The organism is Lentzea sp. NPDC003310, from assembly GCF_040610935.1.
GTDB lineage: Bacteria > Actinomycetota > Actinomycetes > Mycobacteriales > Pseudonocardiaceae > Lentzea.
Genome location: NZ_JBEXNC010000017.1, coordinates 26,649 through 44,950, shown reverse-complemented (window position 1 = coordinate 44,950; position 18,302 = coordinate 26,649). Strand labels below are relative to the sequence as shown.

Genomic DNA, 18,302 nt, shown 5'->3' with positions numbered 1-18,302 from the left:
CACGTCGCCGGTCCCTGCTCGCCCGGACACGTGCGGAAAGCCTCGCGTGCTTGACATCTCCCCGGCGATCTGACGATGCTCAGCTGTCGGCACCTGTGGCTGACACCGATTTCACACGGGCTGGGATCGGTACGGGGTTTCTGGGGGTAGGTCCATGGCCAGTGGCCGTATTCGGCGTGCGCGCATGCTTTTTCCGAGATCGAGAAAAGGCAGGATCGCGGCAGTCACAGGCCTGATCATGGTGCTGCTGGTGGGCACCGTCGGCCCGTCGGCGTTGCAGCTGATCCCGCAGTGGGCGGCGGGGGGATCGCTCGATCCGAGCGAGCTCGCGCCCGACCAGCACTGGGGCTCCGCGGCGGATCAGCCACACGAGACGGAGAGCCCGGGCGGTGCGAACCGCGCGATGCCGAAGTCCGAACTCGCCAAGTACCCGCAGCCGAACTTCCCGGCCGCGCCCGCACCTCCGCCCAACGAGGCGAAGCAGGTCGACGCCCCGAACGGGTTCACCGGCTTCAACCCGGGCAGCAGCAAGGAGGACGCGACCAAACGAGACGCGAACTCCCGCACGTTCCGCAACACCGACGGCACCCTGACGACCGAGTACTCGCAGGCGCCACTGCACTTCCAGCGCTCCGACGGCACGTGGGTGCCGGTCGACACCACGATCGTCCCCGACGGCGACGGTTTCCGGAACGCGGCCGACTCCGTCGAGACGCGGTTCGGCGCCACGGCCTCGGAATCGCCGTTCGTCCGCATGCGACTTCCCGGTGACCACGAGATGTCCTTCGGGTTCGCCGGGAGCGGTGCGGCGAAGGCGCGCGTCGAGGGCAGCCGGATCACCTACCCCGGTGTCGCGGCGCACACCGACCTGCGGCTCGACGTCGCGTCCGGCGGGGTCAAGGAGACCCTCGTCCTGACGGCGCGCGACGCCGCGACGTCGTGGACGTTCCCGTTGCAGCTCAAGGGCTTGCAGGCAAAGGTCGTCGACCGCGCGGTCGTGCTGAGCGACAGCTCGGGCGCCGTCAAGGCCCGGATCCCCGCCGGTGACATGACCGACGCGGCAGGTGCGGTCTCGGCGGCGGTCTCGTACGAGATCGTGTCGCACAACGGCGGTCAGTCGCTGAAGATGACCGCGGACGAGTCCTGGATCCGGGACGGTGCGAGGCAGTTCCCGATTGCCGTGGACCCGACGGTGAGCGGTCTGAACGCCTCCCCGGCCATCTCCACCAACGGCACGAGCACCTCCCTGACAGGCTCCACCCTGAAGTCCGGTGACGGCTACACCACCTACCTGCAGTTCGGCGTCAGCGGTATCACCAACCACCGCGTCTTCGGCGCACAGCTCTACCTGTCCAACTACGACGCACCGTCGTGCCGGCCCCAGCCGATCAGCGTGCACCCGGTGAACCAGTCGTGGAGCGGCAGCACGACGGCGGTGCTCCCCGTCGGCGGCGCGCTCGCCGGAGCGTCGTTCGCCTACGGCCACGTCGGTCTCGGCCAGTCGCACTCGGCCTGCCCGCCCCGTCCGGAAGCCATCGACCTCGGCGAGGCCGGTCGGAACCTGGTCCAGGGCTGGGCGAAGGGGCAGACCAACAACGGTCTGGCCGTGAAGGCGGGGGCGGGCTGGAAGCTGTTCGCGGGTGCGGGCACGGCCAACCCGCCGCGGCTGTTCGTCACGAGCACCCCGTACAACGCCTCCTACAAGATCGAACGCGGCATACCGGAGCCCCCGGTGCACCGCACCAGCGACGGCGGCGCGGACCCCAAGCCGACCGTCAAGATCACGGTGACGAACACGAGCGGTCAGACGTGGACGCCGGGGGCCGGCTACAAGCTCTCCTACCGCGCGTTCAGCGCGACCGGCCAGCCGAAGGACGCCCGCGTCGCTGCGGAACTGCCGGGCCCCGTCGGGCCGGGTCAGAGCGTCACGCTGGACGCCAGGGTGTTCCAGCTGGAGCCGGGCGACTACCTGCTCGACTACAGCATGGTGCACGGCAACACCTTCTTCACCGACGAGCAGATCCCGCCGGCCCGCCTGTCGTTGACGGTGTTCGAGCTGCCGCCGATCGTGAAGGCGCAGTACCCGCCGGCCGGACACTCGTCGCCCGTGCTCACGCCGCAGCTGTGGGCCGACGCGGTGGACGTCGACGCCCCGCCGAACACGACGATCGACTACGAGTTCGAGATCTGCCAGAAGAACGAGCTCACCGGCGTGATCGACGTCGGCTGCCGGATCTCGCCGAGGTCGAAGTCCCGCACCTGGACCGTCCAGAAAGGATGGTTGCAGTGGAGCGAGACCTACTACTGGCGGGCCTTCGCGATCGACCCGCAGGGTGCGCGCAGCGAGAAGCTGGAGTTCAGCGCACTGCTGACCGCGGTGCCGCAGCCCGACATCACCTCGCACCTCGGCGGTGCCCCCTACAGCGCGGGTGATCTCGACTTCGACCCGCAGATCGGCAACTACACCACCGCCGCCGTCGACTCGGCCGTCGGCGTGACCGGCCCCGAGCTCACGGTCGCCCGCACCTACAACAGCCTCGACCCGCGCAAGGACCTCGCGTTCGGAGCCGGCTGGTCGACGCGCTACGACATGCGCGTCGTGCCGGACGACGACGGCAGCGGCAACGTCGTCGTCACGTACCCGGACGGCCAGGCGGTGAGGTTCGGCAAGAACGCGGAGGATGGCAGCTTCGACCCGCCGCCCGGCCGGTTCGCGACCTTCTACCGCGACGTCGCGTCCCTGAACTACGTGCTGGTGGACAAGTCCAACACCACGTACACGTTCCGCGGCACCGACGGCAAGCTGATGTCGATCTACGACAACGCGGCGCGGCTCGTCGAGCTCGACTACGGCACGACGGGGCTGATCAAGCGCGTCGTCAACCGCACCAGCAACCGGACGCTGTGGTTCACGTACTCGGGCAACCACGTCAAGGAGGTCAGGACCGACTCCCCGACGGCCGGCAGCCCGCCGATCAAGTGGACCTACGAGTACTTCGGCGACCAGCTGAAGAAGGTCTGCGACCCGACCGGTGCCTGCACGCAGTACGAGTACTCCAACGGCTCGCACTACCGGTCCGCGGTCATGGACTCGAAGCCCGACTCGTACTGGCGGCTCGGCGAACCCGCCGGCAACGCGGCGGTCAGCCAGGTCGCGACCAACCTGACCAAGGACTGGGGCGAGCACCGCGACACCACGCGCGACCACGCCGGTCCGCTCGCCGGCAGCCCCGACAGGGCGACCGGCTTCAACGGCACCAGCTCGCTGGTCAAGCTGCCCGACGGCGCGATCAAGAAGAGCCGCGACCTGTCCATCGAGCTGTGGTTCAAGACCACCACCGGTGGCCCGCTGATGGGCTTCCAGCACAAGCCGTTCGACCAGAACCCCGAAGGCGCCGTCCCCGTCCTGTACGTGGACAGGGACGGCAAGCTGCGCGGGCAGTTCTGGCACGGCAGGGTCTCGCCGATCACCAGCTCCGCTGCGGTGAACAACGACCAGTGGCACCACGTCGTGCTCACCGGTTCGCTCGCGGTCACCACGATGTACCTCGACGGCGTCAAGGTCGGCGAGATCACGGGTGCGGAGATCGACGACAGCAGGCTGAACTTCGGCCAGGTCGGTGCCGCGCACGCCGTCGGCCCCGCCGACTGGGCGCCGCACGGCTGGTGGCCCAACGAGGGCAAGAAGTTCTTCGCCGGCCAGATCGACGAGGTCGCGATCTACCAGCACCCGCTGGGCGAGGCCGCGGTCAAGGCGCACTACTCCGCTCGCGAGCACTCCGACCAGCTGACCAAGGTCACGATGCCGAGCGGCAGGGTCGCCGCGGAGCTCACCTACGACACGGTCAACGACCGCATCTCCGAGTACACCGACGCCAACGGCGGCACCTGGAAGCTGGGGCTGCCGCAGGTCTCCGGCACCGAGGAGAAGGACGCGGCGGGCCGCGCGGTCAAGAACCTGGTCCGCTCGATCGAGGTGACCGACCCCGGCAGGAGGCCGCACTTCTTCGACTACGACCCGGTCAAGGGCCGGATCATCCGCTTCGTCGCCCCGCTCGGCATCGGGGTGCGGCACGAGGACAGGGCGGACCCGTCCGTCGTGCCGACGACACCGACGGCGGCGCCGCCGTGCACCACCGCTCCGACACCGAACCCCGACGGCAGCCCGACGTACTGCGGTGGCAAGACGGGCAGCGACCCGACCTGGACCGGCGGTCCCGTCCAGGGGCTGGGGGTCCGCACCTACGACTACGACGAGAGCGGCTTCCAGCACGTCATCACCGACGAGAACGGCCACCAGGTCGAGCTCAAGCACGACGAGCGCGGGAACGTGGTGTCCCGCAAGACGTGTCGCACGTCGACGATGTGCGACACGGAGTACTTCACGTACCACAAGCCGGCCGCGGGCGGTGTGAACGACACCGATCCCCGCATCGACAAGCAGCTCACGGCTCGTGACGGACGTTCGGCCAGCGCGACCGACGACACGTACAAGACGACGTCCGAGTACAACTCGCGCGGCGATCTGGTCAAGCAGACCATGCCGGACGGTTCGACCGTCACGCACCGGTACGCCGAGCTGGGCGACAGGAAGGGAGCGAACGGTGTCGACGTTCCTCTCGGCCTGCTGCTGAGCACGACCGACGGGCGCGGCAAGAAGACCGACTACCTGTACCACGCGAACGGGGACCTGTTCTCCGTCACGGAACCGCCGCGGGCGGAGAACGCCTCGGGCATCACGACCGAGTACCGGTACGACCTGCTCGGCCGCAAGATCAGCGAGAAGCAGGTCTCGGACGAGTACCCGGCCGGTCTGGAGACCAAGTTCGTCTACGACGGGCGGAACAAGCCGGTCGAGGTGACCGACGCCGCCGTCACGAACGCGGTGACGGGTGTCAAGCACACCCGGCACACCAGGACGACCTTCACCGCCGACGGGCTGCCCGAGCGGGTGGACATCGCCGACCTGACCGGTGGTGACGAGACCAGGACGATCGCGTACGGCTACGACGATCGTGGCCGGCAGAGTTCGGTGACCGACGCCGAGGGCGCGACGACGTCCTACGGTTACGACGTCTTCGGCAATCGAACGTCCGTTGTGGACCCGTTGGGCACCAAGGTCGAATACGCCTACACAGCGCGCAACAAGCTCGCTGAGGTCCGCATGCGCGGCTTCCACGGCAAGCCCGTCAGCGGTGGTGTCGGCACCGGCGAGACCGCCGACAACGGGCAGATGCTTGTCATGGAGTCGTACACCTACGACATGGGTGGGCGGCTCGTGTGGCAGACGGATGCCATGGGCCGCAAGACGATGTACGACTACTTCCAAAACGGCCTGCTGTTCAGGTCCCGGGCCGAGGTGCGCAACGCCGACGGCACGAAGTCGACGAAGTTGTTGGAGGAGAACACCTACGACGCCGCGGGCAACGTCCTGACCCGCAAGGGTGCGGGCGATCGCCTCACGTCGTTCAAGTACAACCGCAACAACCAGGTCGAGGAGGTCGTCGCCGATCCGGGCGCGGGCAAGCTCGCCCGCACGACCCTTTACGCCTACGACCAGAACGGTCTCGTCAAGCAGATCGTCAAGTCCGGCCAGGCGTCCAACACCGGCACCCTGAGCGCGGCCACGAGCGAGGTCGTCGACTACACCTACGACAGCGTGGGCAACCAGCTCACCGAGTCGGTCAAGCTCGGCACGCAGGCGCTCACCACGGCGCGCGCCTACGACCGCCGCGGGCTCATGGTGTCGGAGACCGACGCGCGCGGCCACACCACCGAGTTCTCCTACGACGAGCAGGAGCGCCAGGTCCGGGTGAAGCAGCCCGCCGTGGCCGTGGAGACCGGTGGCGGGACCCCCGTCACCACCCGGCCGGAGAACGTGGTCGGCTTCAACACCTTCGGCGAAGAAGTCCAGTCGAAGAACGAGAACGGCCACATCAGCAAGCGGTTCTACGACAAGACCGGCCGCCCGGTGAGGGTGGAGCTGCCGGACTACGTCGCTCCGGGCACGACCACGCCGATCAAGGCCGTCACGTCCACGAAGTACGACGCCGCGGGCAACGCCGTCGAGACGACGAGCGCGCGAGGCGCGGTGACCAGGTTCCGCTACGACCAGCTCGGCCGCATGGTCGAGCGGCAGGACCCGAAGCCGGACGCGCCGACCGAGGTCGGCGGCGTGTGGAAGTACACCTACACGCACAAGGGCGAGCAGCTCTCGGCGACAGACCCGACCGGTGCGCGCACCGAGGCGACGTACGACGACCTGGGCCGCGTGGTGACCTCGTCGGTGCTGGAGCGCAAGCCCGTCGCCGCCGCGTACACCACGAAGCTCGAGTACAACGATGCCGGCGATCTGGTGAAGTCCACAGCGCCGAACAACGACGTCACGAGCTACACCTACGACGCCCTGGGACAGCGGCTCACGTCCACCGACCCGGCGAACGTGACGACGAAGTTCGGCTACGACGGCTCCGGCCGCCAGGTGTGGCAGCAGGACGCGATGGGGCGCACCACGTTCGTGCGCTACGACGCGGCCGGCCGGATGAACGCGCAGTTCAGCCTCGACGGCGCCGGGTCGATCCTGCGCCGCACGTCGTACACGCACGACGCGACGGGCAACGTCGAGACCGCGACCGACGCGATGACCAAGACCGCCCGCTACTCCTACGACGCGCTCGGCAGGCTGACCCAGCAGGTCGAGCCGGTCTCGGACACCGAGAGCATCACGACCTCGTTCGGGTACGACGCCACCGGCCAGCGGACCCGCTACACCGACGGCCGCGGCAACCGGTTCATCACCACCTACAACTCCTGGTCGTTGCCGGAGACCGTGGTGGAGCCGTCGACCGGGGCCCACCCGAACGCGGCCGACCGCACGTGGACGACGTCTTACGACGCCATGGGCAACCCCGCGAAGATGGTGGCGCCCGGCGGCGTCACGAGGGAGCGGCAGTACGACTTCCTCAACCGCCTGGAGCGGGAGACGGGAGCGGGCACGGGCGTGGCCTCCGCCGAGCGGGTCCAGGCCTACGACCCGGTCGGCAGGCTGCTCGAGTCGAGCGCTCCCGGCGGCAAGAACGTCTTCACCTACAACGACCGCAGCGGCATGCTCACCGCGAACGGCCCGTCGGGTGACTCGTCGTTCGAGTACGACGACCTCGGCCGGATGAAGACCAGGACCGACGTCTCCGGCACCGCCCGCTTCACCTACGACAAGGGCCGCCTGCACACCGCGACCGACGGCATCACCGGTACCGGCCAGGTGTTCGGCTACAACGCGGCCGGGCAGGTGTCGAAGGTCCAGTACGGCGCCAGCCGCACCCGGGACGTCGACTACGACCAGCTCGGCCGGATGAAGTCGGACGTGCTGAAGGACGGCACTTCCGGTGCGACCGTGTCCTCGCTGGCCTACGAGTACGACAACAACGACCGCCTGACGCGCAAGGTGACCGCGGGCCTCGCGGGTTCGGGTGACAACACCTACACCTACGACTTCGCGAACCGCCTGGACAAGTGGACCGTCGGCGGCGTCACGACCGACTACGACTGGGACGCCTCCGGCAACCGCACGAAGGCCGGTGCCAAGACCGCGGTCTTCGACGAACGCAACAGGCTCGAGTCCGACAGCGACTACACGTACAAGTACTCGCCGTCCGGTGCGATGCTGTCGCGCACGTCGTCCGGCTTCGAGGAGAAGTTCTCCTTCGACGCGTTCGACCGGATGATCGCCGTGGGGCAGACCTCCTACGCCTACGACGGTTTCGACCGGGTGGTCTCCCGCAACACCAAGCAGTTCAAGTACGCGGGCACCGACATCGACCCGGTCTCGGACTCCGACTCGCTGTTCGGCCGCGGCGCTTCCGGAGAGCTGCTCTCGTTGCAGCAGGGCACCGACAAGCGCATCGCCCTGACAGACAAGCACGGCGACCTGGTCGGAGGCTTCGACCCGGCGCAGGGCGGCATGCAGGACTCGACCGCCTACGACCCGTTCGGCAAGCAGATCGCCTCGGCGGGCACGAAGCGTTCGGTGGGCTACCAGGGCGACTGGACCGACCCGGACTCGGGCCAGGTCAACATGGGCGCCCGCTGGTACCAGCCGAACACCGGTGCCTTCGCCTCCCGTGACACGGTCTCGGCCTCGTCCGGCGCCGCGATCCTGTTCAACCGCTACACCTACGGCGCGGGCCGGGTGCTCGACATGATCGACCCCGACGGCCACTGGCCGAACTGGGGCGCGGTCTGGAACGGCGTCAAGTCCGTGGCCAAGGTGGGCCTCGAGGTCGTCAAGGAGGTCTCCGGCTACAACGACATCGCGAACTTCATCCGCGAGCCGAGCCTGGGCAACTTCCTGTGGGCCGCCTCGAACTTCGTCCCGTTCGGCAAGCTCGCCAAGGGCGTCAAGTACCTCGCGAAGTACGGCGACGACATCATCGGTGCCGGCCGCCGCTACGGCGACGACGTGGCGAGCGCGGGCCGCAAGTACGGCGACGACGTGGTGGGCGCGGGCAGGAAGTACGGTGACGACCTGGCAGGCGCCGCCCGCCGCAACGCGGGCGACATGGCCAAGACGGCGGCACGCGAGGCCGCGCAGACAGCAGCGCGCAAAGCCGCGGCGGCAGCGGCCGCCGCAGCGGCCAGACTGGCCGCGATGAGGGCGGTGACGGCTCGCGCCAAGGCCGCGATCGCCCACGCCGTCAAGAACAACGCGATGCCGGTGCTGCAGGCCGTGCTGAAGCCGAAGATCGCCATGAAGGACCTGGTGTCCTCCTCGGCGAACATGCCGGCCCGCCTGGTGTCGGCCGTGGCCGAGAACGTCCAGGACGTCAACAAGGTCTGGGACACGATCAAGGCCACGATCATCAAACCCGGTGTGTCCGTGGTGCAGTCCGTGGGCGAGCAGATGGTCTCGGACTTCGCCAACAGCCAGGTCCCCGGCCTCGGCGACCTGATCGGGATGTTCGGGCCGAACAAGAAGAGGGGCAACGACAAGGCCAAGGACGCGGGAGCGTCGTCCCGCAACGCGGCCGGCGCCGCCTGCCCGATCCCGACCGCGAAGAACAGCTTCACCGGCGACACCCCGGTGTTGATGGCGGACGGGACGCGCAAGCTGATCCGGGACCTGCGCGTCGGCGACGTCGTGCTGGCCACCGACCCGACCACGGGTGAGACCGCTCCCAAGAAGATCACCGACGTCCGCGAGTACCTGACGGACGCGTCGGTGCACCAGTTCGACATCGCCTCGGAGACCGGGACCGGCAAGATCTCGGTGAGCGACGAGCACCCGTTCTGGGTGGTCGGGCTGGGGTGGCGTGAGGCCCAGGACATCCGGCCTGGGTATCAGTTCCTCACCGCGGACAACCGGTCTGCCACTGTTACCGGGACTCGGACGTTCTCCGGTGGGCGGCTGGTCTACAACCTCACGGTTGACGGGCTGCACACGTACTACGTGGGTGCGGGCGGTCCTGGGAAGGTGGCCGCTGCCGATGTCCTGGTCCACAACCAGGATGCTGGCTGTACTCCCGGTGGTGACAACGATCCGAGGGCGGGATTTGCGACCGTTCACTACATCCACCGTCAGAACCCCGAGACCGGCGACATGGAGGACGGCCATGTGTTGCTCACGGTCGAGCACGGCGGCGAGAGAGTGACCAGCCACCAGTACGGGTCGATCAAGAATCCGACGGCCGGCGCCGAGATTCTCGCTCCCGGAAACAGGATGATGGCCGACGTGTTTGCCGCGGACGGCCCTTGGGTGATCCAGCAATCCAGAATCGCGTTGCCGCGGGCGGATCTCGCCATGGTGCAAATCGATGCCGAGGTGCTGAAGACGCAGAGGGGTGAGTACCCGAAGTACAACCTCGGCCGAGGCACGTGCGCGCATTATTGTGCGCGGGTGGTCAGCGCCGGTGGCAGGGATGTGCCAACGGATGTGTTGGGGAAGATCCACGAGTGGTTCCGTTACGGCCACAACGACGGCAGGGGATAGAGGAAGGCCGCGGGATGAAGGAACCGGATCCGTGGGGATGGCTCGACGAGCTGCCCGACGAGTGGAAGCCACCGCAGGAGTTGGAGGCGCCCACGAGTGATCCTGGTGTGAACCTGGCGATCAGGTTGTTGTCGGATGAAAGACTCGACCACGACGTTCAGGTGCTCATCGGGCAGTGGATCGCCGAACGTTCCTTGCTGACGCTGTGGTTTCTCGGAGAAAGGCACGGGGCCAGGGGGAACATGAAGGTGGAGGCGGAGTTGGCGTATCTCGACAACACTCATCAGCACGCCGTGTTCGACGCCTGGACCAGTCGGTTCGGTGTGGCAGACGCTCTGCGCGAGGCGATCAGGGCACTCGCCGCTGCCAGGGGTGCGGAACCCCGGTGATCGATGGTCGGCGGCAGGTGGTCCGCCGAGCGATCCGCGGCGGGAAATAGAGGAGCTGATCGCGCAGCCTGAGGCCAGGGTGCACTTCCAACGTGGAGGTGCACCCTGTCTCGTATCCGGAGGACGAATGAAGATCGATGCGTTCTTCCGCTGGACTCTCGGTTTGCGGCAACGAGTGCTGATGGGCGAGGTCTGGGTGAGCCGTTGCATCGCCGCGGCTCACCCCGTGACACCATCCGCACCATGAAGTGGTACGCGGACAGACCGGCAAGGTTCACGCGTCAGCTGATCGCCGACCTCCTCGCCGTCGGCTGGGTCGCGCTCTGGATCTGGGTGGCGACCACCGTCCACGACTGGGTGCTCGAACTGCGGGCACCGGGAGACGGACTGGTCAACGCGGGTGGCGACATCCGCGAGGTCTTCACCAACGCGGCGAACAAGGCCAGGGGAGTGCCGCTGGTCGGCGACGACCTGGCCGGGGCACTGGGCAACGGCACCAAGGCCGGCGAGACCCTGACCAGTGCGGGCAACGCGCAGATCGGTGTGGTGCAGGACAGCGCCTTCTGGCTTGCCACCGCGCTGGTCGTGGTTCCCGTGCTGTTCCTGCTGATCACCTGGTTGCCGCTCCGGCTGCGGTACGCGCGCAAGGCCGCCAACACGGCGCGGCTGCGGGACAAGCCCGACCTGCTGGCGTTGAGGGCGCTCACGAGCTTGAGTCCGCGCCAGCTGAGCAAGTTCGACGGGGATCCCGCTGTGGCGTGGCGGACCGGGGACACGGACGTGATCGACGAGCTGGCCCGCCGGCAGCTCGCCTCGGTGGGGGTGCGGGCATGATCGCGCTGGCGGTGATCGCGGCGGTCGTCGCGATGTGTGCGGTGGCCATCTCGTTGTGGCAGGCGCGGGAGGCGAAGAACGCGCAGGCTGCCGCCGAGGTGGCTCGTGAGGCCGTGGTCAAGGCCCAGGAGGAGGCGCAGGCCGCGCGGAAGGCTGTCGAGCAGGCCACGGCCAGCGCTTTCCAGGCCAAGAACGCCGCCGACGAGGCGAAGAAGGCCGCTGCGAAGGCGGAGGAGGCCGTGGGGAAGGCGGCGCAGGAGGCTGCGGCGTCGCGGATGCTCGCGGACGAGGCCCAGCTCAGCGCTCAGCAGGCCACGGCCCAGCTCAACGAGATCACCGGGTTGCTCGCGGTCGAACGCAGCCGGGTCGGGATGCCGACGTTCGCCATCACGCCGGGGGCGCCGGACGAGTTCCGGCTCAGCTACTTCGGCGGGCCCGCGGTCATCGAGCAGCTCACCGTGTCCGTGGTGCCGGGCAGCAGGGTGCTCGGGTTGTCGCAGTACGACGAGCCGCCGGTCGAGCACCTCGCCGTCGGGCCGCTGCACAACGGGTCGGCCGTGACGTTCCGGGCCGCGACCGGGCAACGGGCCAGCGCGGTCTTCCAGGTCACGGCCGAGCCGTGGGAACCGGTCGTGGTGCGGGCCGAGTGATCGGCCCGCACCACGCGCGTCAGTAGACGGGGCCGGTGAACTTCTCGCCGGGGCCCTGGCCGGGCTCGTCCGGCACGGCGGAGGCCTCGCGGAACGCGCGCTGCACCGACTGCAGGCCGTCCTTCAGCGGCGCGGCGTGCGGGCCGAGGTACTCCGAGGTGGCCGTGACCAGGCCGGCGAGGCCGGTGATCAGGCGGCGGGCCTCGTCGAGGTCGCGGCGCGGGGAGTTGTCGGGGTCCGGGTCGGCGAGGCCCAGGCGCTCCGCGGAGGCGGACAGCAGCATCACCGCGGCCCGGCTGATCACCTCGATGCTGGGGACGTCGCCCAGGTCGCGGATGCTGTCTTCAAGCGGATCGGTCACGCCCCCATTCAAGCAAGAGGCCTGGCAGGACCCACGTCACAGGCCCGTGATTCGGGGGTTGACAAGAGGGTCTGCTACTATTTCGGACGCGACCAGCTCTCGTTAGTGCGAGAGCGGCAAGTGGAGCCCCGCTCCCACCCGCGATCACCGTCTTCACAGGTGGCCGGGTCCGGTCATCCTGGCAGTCAGGGCGCACGGGCGTCCGAGCAGGCCGGGATTCGATCGGTCGGAAGCGGGCCCTGTCGTCGACACAGACGACGGGGCTCTTGTCTTTGGCGCAAACGAGTCTCAAAGGACGTGAATGACAAGTCCCTCGAACCGAGGTGCTCCCGCGAGCACCGAGCCGCGCATCAACGACCGAATCCGCGTGCCCGAGGTCCGACTGGTCGGACCGAACGGCGAGCAGGTCGGGATCGTTCGCATCGAGGACGCACTCCGACTCGCGCAGGAAGCGGATCTGGACCTCGTCGAGGTCGCCGCGCAGGCTCGACCGCCGGTCTGCAAGCTCATGGACTACGGCAAGTTCAAGTACGAGACGGCGCAGAAGGCCCGCGAGTCTCGTCGGAACCAGCAGCTGACTGTGATCAAGGAGCAGAAGCTCCGGCCGAAGATCGACCCGCACGACTACCAGACGAAGAAGGGCCACGTGGCCCGCTTCCTCTCGCACGGGAACAAGGTCAAGGTGACCATCATGTTCCGCGGTCGCGAGCAGTCGCGCCCCGAACTCGGCTACCGGTTGCTGCAGAAGTTGGCGGAGGACGTCGCGGAGCTCGGCTTCGTCGAGTCCAACCCGAAGCAGGACGGCCGCAACATGATCATGGTGTTGGCGCCGCACAAGAACATCAAGGCGCGTCCGGTCAAGCAGGACCAGGACGGCGAAGTCGAAGCCGGCGACGCCTCCGAATAAGGACGCATGGCCGCCCCCGACCCGGTGGGTAGCACGAGACGAGGACGGAAATGCCGAAGAACAAGACGCACAGCGGGACCTCGAAGCGCTTCAAGGTCACCGGCAGCGGCAAGATCCTCCGGGAGAAGGCCGGCAAGCGCCACATCCTGGAGAAGAAGTCCAGCAAGGTGACGCGTCGCATGAGCGGCACCGCGGTCGTGTCGGAGAACGACGCCCCGCGCATCAAGAAGCTGCTCGGTCTCTGACCCGCTTCGACACCCCCTAGCTAATTCGGGAAACCGGCCCCCGACGCCGGTTTCCCCATGAGATCGACAGGATGGACCCGTGGCACGCGTCAAGCGGGCTGTAAACGCCCAGAAGAAGCGTCGTACCACCCTTGAGCTGGCGAGCGGTTACCGCGGCCAGCGCTCGAGGCTGTACCGCAAGGCCAAGGAGCAGGTGCTCCACTCGCTCAACTACGCGTACCGCGACCGGCGTGCGCGCAAGGGCGACTTCCGCAAGCTGTGGATCCAGCGCATCAACGCCGCTGCCCGCGCGAACGGCATGACCTACAACCGCCTGATCCAGGGTCTGCGCCTGGGCGGCGTCGAGGTCGACCGCAAGATCCTCGCGGACCTGGCCGTCCACGACGGCACCGCGTTCGCCGCGCTCGTCGAGATCGCCCGCAAGGCGCTCCCGGCCGACGTGAACGCTCCGGCCGGGGACCAGGCCTGAGCCAGCACCTCAGCGGGACCAACCGACCCGAGGCAGCTCCGTTCACCGAACGGACGCCTCGGGTCGTTGCTGCTCGCCACCTGACGCGCCGCCAGGGCCGCGACAAGGCCGGCCGCTTCCTCGCCGAGGGAGCCCAGGCCGTGCGCGAGGCACTCGCCTGGAAGAACGGCGCGGTGCACGAACTGTTCGTCACGGCCACGGCGGCGGAACGCAACGCCGAGCTGCTCCAGACCGCTTCGCAGCGGGGCATCCGGATCAGCGAGGTCACCGACAAGGCCGCCGACTCGCTGTCGGAAACCGTGACGCCGCAAGGCATCCTCGCGGTGTGCGACGCCGTCCCGCAGCCGCTCGACCAGGCGCTGCAGGGCACTCCACGGCTCGTGGCCGTGCTCCACGGCGTCTCCGACCCGGGCAACGCGGGCACGGTCACGCGCGTGGCCGACGCGGCCGGTGCGGACGCGGTGATCTTCGCGGGCGACACGGTCGACCCGCACAACGGCAAGTGCGTGCGCGCCTCCACCGGCTCGCTCTTCCACCTGCCGATCGCCCGGTCCCGCGACGCCGACGAGGTCTTCGCGGCGTGCCGCGCCGCCGGCCTGCGGCTCGTGGCGGCCGACGGCTACGCGGAGCAGGACCTGGTCGAGGCCTCGCAGAACGGCGACCTGGCCCAGCCCACCGCGTGGGTGTTCGGCAGCGAGGCCCACGGCCTGCCCGACGACGTCGTGGCGAAGCTCGACACCTCGCTCAAGGTGCCGCTGTACGGCGCCGCCGAGAGCCTGAACCTCGCGACGGCCGCGGCGGTGTGCCTCTACGCCTCCGCCAGGGACCAGCGGAATTGAGCTGACGCGGAACGGGCGCGCGGCTACTGTGCGCCCGTGCGCGAACCCGAGATCGAACTCCTCTGCTCCCAGCTCGCCTCCTACTACGTCTTCCCGGACACGGCCAACGAGATCGCGAAGGTCCTCCGCTCCCGTCTCGACGAGGGCGCTTACTCCGATGTGGACGATGACGAGGAGTTCGCGGCCAAGGTGACCGCGGACCTGCAGTCCGTCAACGGCGACAAGCACCTCCGCCTGCTCTACAGCGAGGCAGAGGTCCCCGAGACCGGCCAGGAGTCCGCCTGGGACCCGGTGGCGTACAAGAGGGAAGCCGAGCTCGACGCGTTCGGCATCCGCAGGATCGAACGGCTCGAAGGCAACATCGGCCTGCTGGAGCTCAGCCTGCTGCACGACGCGGACGTGGCCACGCCCGCGTTCATCGCCGCGATGAACCTCCTTGCCCACACCGACGCGTTGATCATCGACCTGCGCAAGAACGGCGGCGGGGATCCGAACACGGTCGCGTTGATCTGCAGCTACCTGTTCGACGAGCAGGTGCACCTCAACGACATCTACAACCGCCCGGACGACACCACGCAGCAGTACTGGACGCTCCCGCACGTGCCAGGCCCGAAGTTCGGCGGCACGAAGCCGGTCTACGTCCTCACCAGCGCCCGCACGTTCTCCGGCGCGGAGGAGCTGAGCTACAACCTCCAGCAGAACGAGCGCGCGACGCTGATCGGCGAGACGACCAAGGGCGGCGCGCACCCCGGCGACCGCTACCGCGTCGGTCCGCACCTCAAGTCGTCGATCCCGAACGGCCGCGCGATCAACCCGATCTCGGGCACGAACTGGGAGGGCGTCGGCGTCGTCCCGCACATCCAGGTGCCGGCGGACGAGGCGTTTGCGGTCGCCTACGAGAAGGCGACCGCGAAGGCCGACTAGTCCAGTCGAGCGGTCAGCTCGCGCACCAGCGGATCGGTGCCGGACGGCTTGTTCTGGCGCCGCAACGCTTCCGAGAGCATGGAGAGCACGTTCCCGGCCTGGTTGTCGTCGGGCAGCAGCGATGCCGCCCGGCGCGCCTCGGCCTCCGCGCCCGCGGCGTCGTCCGCGATCAGCAGCACGTGCGCCGCCTTCAGCACGACGAACACCCGCCAGCCCTCGTCTCCCAGCGACACCACGAGCGCCTCGGCGTCGCGGTACTGCTTCATCGCCTGCGCGAACTCGCCGACCTGGCCGTGCACCCACGCGCGGATCGCGGCGATCTCCGCCTGCCGCCGGGACACCTCGGTCGGGTCGTCCAGCGACGGCAGCAACGCCTCCGCGTCGGTCACCGCCGCACGGGTCTCGGTGACCTCCTCGTCGGGCAGGTTCGACGCCAGCTCGACCAGCGAGCCGATCGCCTCGGAGAGGTTGCCCTCCTCCTGCCACAGCGCCGCGGCGGCCCGCCAGGACGCGGTCGCCTCGTCGTGCTTGCCGAGCCTGCCCTGCACGGAGGCGAGCGCGTCGAGCAGGAACGCGCGCCGGCCCGTCTCCTCAGGCGGAAGCAGCGCGGACGCCTCGCGCAGGTAGCGTTCGGCCGCCGGGAACTCGCCCAGCTTGCGGCACACCTGGCCGAGCCGGAACACCACCTGCAGGCGCAGGTCCTCCTGGCCGTCCTGCAGCAGTCGCAACGACTCCTCGAGCACCTCGGCGGCCTCGACGAACCGGTCCGTCTGCACGTAGCCGCCGCTCAGCGCGAAGCAGAAGTGCGCGGTGTGACCGGGGGAGAGGTGCACGCGCGAGATCGCGACGGCCTCGCGCAGGTCGCCCAGGCAGGCGCCCTCCTGGTCCAGTTCCTGGATCGTCGCGACCTGGTACCAGCGCGCCTCGGCGGACTCCGGCAGGGGGAACGCCGACACGAACGCCCGTGCCGTCGCGATCGCCTCGGGAACCTTGCCCAGCAACGTCTCCAGCCGCAGCCGCAACCGGTAGCCCTCGAACCGCGCGCTCGGCGGCAGCTCGCCCGCCATCACGGCGAGGACGTCCGCGTACGCGCCGTCGAGGTCCTGTTGCCGCGCACGGTGTTCCGCCGTCTCGACCGCGACCCGGCCGCGCAGCTCCGGAACGTCCAAAGAGGACGCCAGGGCGATCATCTCGTTCGACCGCTCGTGCTCGTGCGCGTCGTCGTAGATCTCGGCCAGCGTCAGCGCGGCCACCGTCCGCGTGTAGTCCGACGTCGCGTCGGCGAGGCACCGCTCGGCGAGGTCGCGCCCGGCCTCGAGGCCCATGGCGAGCCGCGCCTGGTAGCGCAGCGCGAGGTCGGTGGGCAGCGCCGTCAGCAGCGACTCGAACACGTCGCCGTCGAACGGCACCAGCCCGGTCGTCATCCGCCGGATGCCCGCGTGCGCGGCGAGGTCGGGCGGCAGCAGCGAGTCCATGTCCGCGGGCAGCGACACGAGCATCCGCCGCGCCTTCACGAATTCGCCCTGGTCGTACAGCGCCACCATCGACTCGGCGATCTCCACCGGGTCGCCGGACACGACGGACTCCTCGGCGGCAGCGGTCACCGGCGCGGCGGGCACCGCGAGCTCCACCGCCGGGTAGTCCTTCTGCTCCAACGACTTCGTGATCCGCTCGACCCACGCCGGCGTGCCGTTGCGCTCGTCGAACTGGCGCGCGAGCTGCAGTGCCCGCCGCGACAACCGCTCGAGCAGCTCGGCCGCCGTCCGCGTGCCGACCGCCGGGACCTCGAACTGCGTGTCCGCCGGAAGCCGTTGCAGCAGCACGGAAGCGCACTCCGCGAACGACATCTCGTCCGCGGGCAGCTGCACGCCCGTGACCTTGTGCAGCGACCGGCGGAGGATGTCTTCACCCCGCGAGAGGTTGCCCGTCAGCGCGCAGAACCGGATGTGCTCGTGCACGTACGAGGTGATCTCGTCGTCCTTGATCAGCCGGTACGCCGTGGTGTGCGCGTGCGCGGCCTTCTCCAGCTCGCCGATCTCCAGCAACGGCCACAGCAGCGCCGACAGGATGCCCTGCGGCTGCGTGGCGCAGCCGGTGTTGCCCGACAGGCCCTCCCAGCCGTGCGCGGCCGCCTCCTGGTGCCGCCCGAGGCGCGCGAGCATCCAGACCTGCTCCTCGACCACGCACGCCTCGCAGTCCGCCATCGGCCCGCGTTCCGTGGCGATGTACTTGCCGAGCTGCTCGGCGAGGCCCGCCATGTCCCCGACGTGGTAGGCGTACTCGGCGCGGGCGCCGTGCACCGGCTGCACCGAGAAGCCGAGCTTCGCGTAGCGGTCCGCGAGCTGTCCGATGACGGCTTGCAGCTGCTCCAAGGAGAACTTCGGGTCGCGGCGCAGCCCGGTCGCGATCCACTTGTGCGCCCAGTTGAGCGAGTGGACCTCGTACTCGTTGAACGCTTCCGGGTCCTTCTCCTCGGCCGAGCGCACCCACGCGAACGGCGCGAGCATCAGGTCGTAGCGCGACAGGTAGTACGCGGAGTCGATCAGCGCGGTCCGGCAGGAGACGCCGAGCGGCAGGTGCCCGAGCGCGTCGGACATGCGCGCGGCCCGTTCCAGCGCCTCGTGCTTCGGCATGCCCGTGGGCATGTTGTACGCCTCGAGGAACGCCCGCTCCGCGTCCTCGGCGGTGAAGTCGGCCAT

At 69.0% G+C, this 18,302-nt stretch carries 11 protein-coding genes; 9 read left to right on the top strand and 2 right to left on the bottom strand.

The features are described from left to right. Positions 1-238 precede the first annotated feature (238 nt). From ABZX02_RS31645 to ABZX02_RS31630, 4 genes are all read left to right on the top strand, one after another. Entirely contained in the window at positions 239-9,985 is a 9,747-nt protein-coding gene (locus ABZX02_RS31645) for a LamG-like jellyroll fold domain-containing protein (RefSeq protein WP_355303615.1), read from the top strand. A 14-nt stretch (positions 9,986-9,999) separates the two neighbouring features. Beyond that, positions 10,000-10,374 (top strand): hypothetical protein, encoded by a 375-nt coding sequence (locus ABZX02_RS31640; RefSeq protein ID WP_355303613.1) that lies wholly within the window; start codon positions 10,000-10,002, stop codon positions 10,372-10,374. Between the two features lie 243 nt (positions 10,375-10,617). Next, complete coding sequence (locus tag ABZX02_RS31635) at positions 10,618-11,208, top strand: hypothetical protein (protein WP_355303611.1); 591 nt, start codon at positions 10,618-10,620, stop codon at positions 11,206-11,208. Next, a complete protein-coding gene (locus tag ABZX02_RS31630) occupies positions 11,205-11,858 on the top strand; it encodes a hypothetical protein (protein ID WP_355303609.1) in 654 nt (217 codons plus the stop codon). The genes ABZX02_RS31635 and ABZX02_RS31630 overlap by 4 nt, the downstream gene beginning before the upstream one ends. 19 nt (positions 11,859-11,877) lie before the next feature. Here ABZX02_RS31630 and ABZX02_RS31625 read toward each other — a convergent pair whose 3' ends face one another. Further along, entirely contained in the window at positions 11,878-12,219 is a 342-nt protein-coding gene (locus tag ABZX02_RS31625; protein WP_090012317.1) for a DUF1844 domain-containing protein, read from the bottom strand. Positions 12,220-12,520: 301 nt separating this feature from the next. Between ABZX02_RS31625 and infC the strand changes: the two genes are divergently transcribed. From infC to ABZX02_RS31600, 5 genes are all read left to right on the top strand, one after another. Then, positions 12,521-13,126 (top strand): translation initiation factor IF-3, encoded by a 606-nt coding sequence (infC, locus tag ABZX02_RS31620; RefSeq protein ID WP_355303607.1) that lies wholly within the window; start codon positions 12,521-12,523, stop codon positions 13,124-13,126. A 50-nt stretch (positions 13,127-13,176) separates the two neighbouring features. Beyond that, positions 13,177-13,371 (top strand): 50S ribosomal protein L35, encoded by a 195-nt coding sequence (rpmI, locus tag ABZX02_RS31615; RefSeq protein WP_086663968.1) that lies wholly within the window; start codon positions 13,177-13,179, stop codon positions 13,369-13,371. A 79-nt stretch (positions 13,372-13,450) separates the two neighbouring features. Then, a complete protein-coding gene (rplT, locus tag ABZX02_RS31610; protein ID WP_355303604.1) occupies positions 13,451-13,840 on the top strand; it encodes a 50S ribosomal protein L20 in 390 nt (129 codons plus the stop codon). After that, positions 13,837-14,679 (top strand): RNA methyltransferase, encoded by an 843-nt coding sequence (locus ABZX02_RS31605; protein WP_355303968.1) that lies wholly within the window; start codon positions 13,837-13,839, stop codon positions 14,677-14,679. Before rplT ends, ABZX02_RS31605 begins: the two co-directional genes overlap by 4 nt. Before the next feature lie 36 nt (positions 14,680-14,715). Then, complete coding sequence (locus tag ABZX02_RS31600; protein WP_355303602.1) at positions 14,716-15,603, top strand: S41 family peptidase; 888 nt, start codon at positions 14,716-14,718, stop codon at positions 15,601-15,603. Here ABZX02_RS31600 and ABZX02_RS31595 read toward each other — a convergent pair. Next, complete coding sequence (locus tag ABZX02_RS31595; RefSeq protein ID WP_355303600.1) at positions 15,600-18,302, bottom strand: hypothetical protein; 2,703 nt, start codon at positions 18,300-18,302, stop codon at positions 15,600-15,602. The genes ABZX02_RS31600 and ABZX02_RS31595 overlap by 4 nt on opposite strands.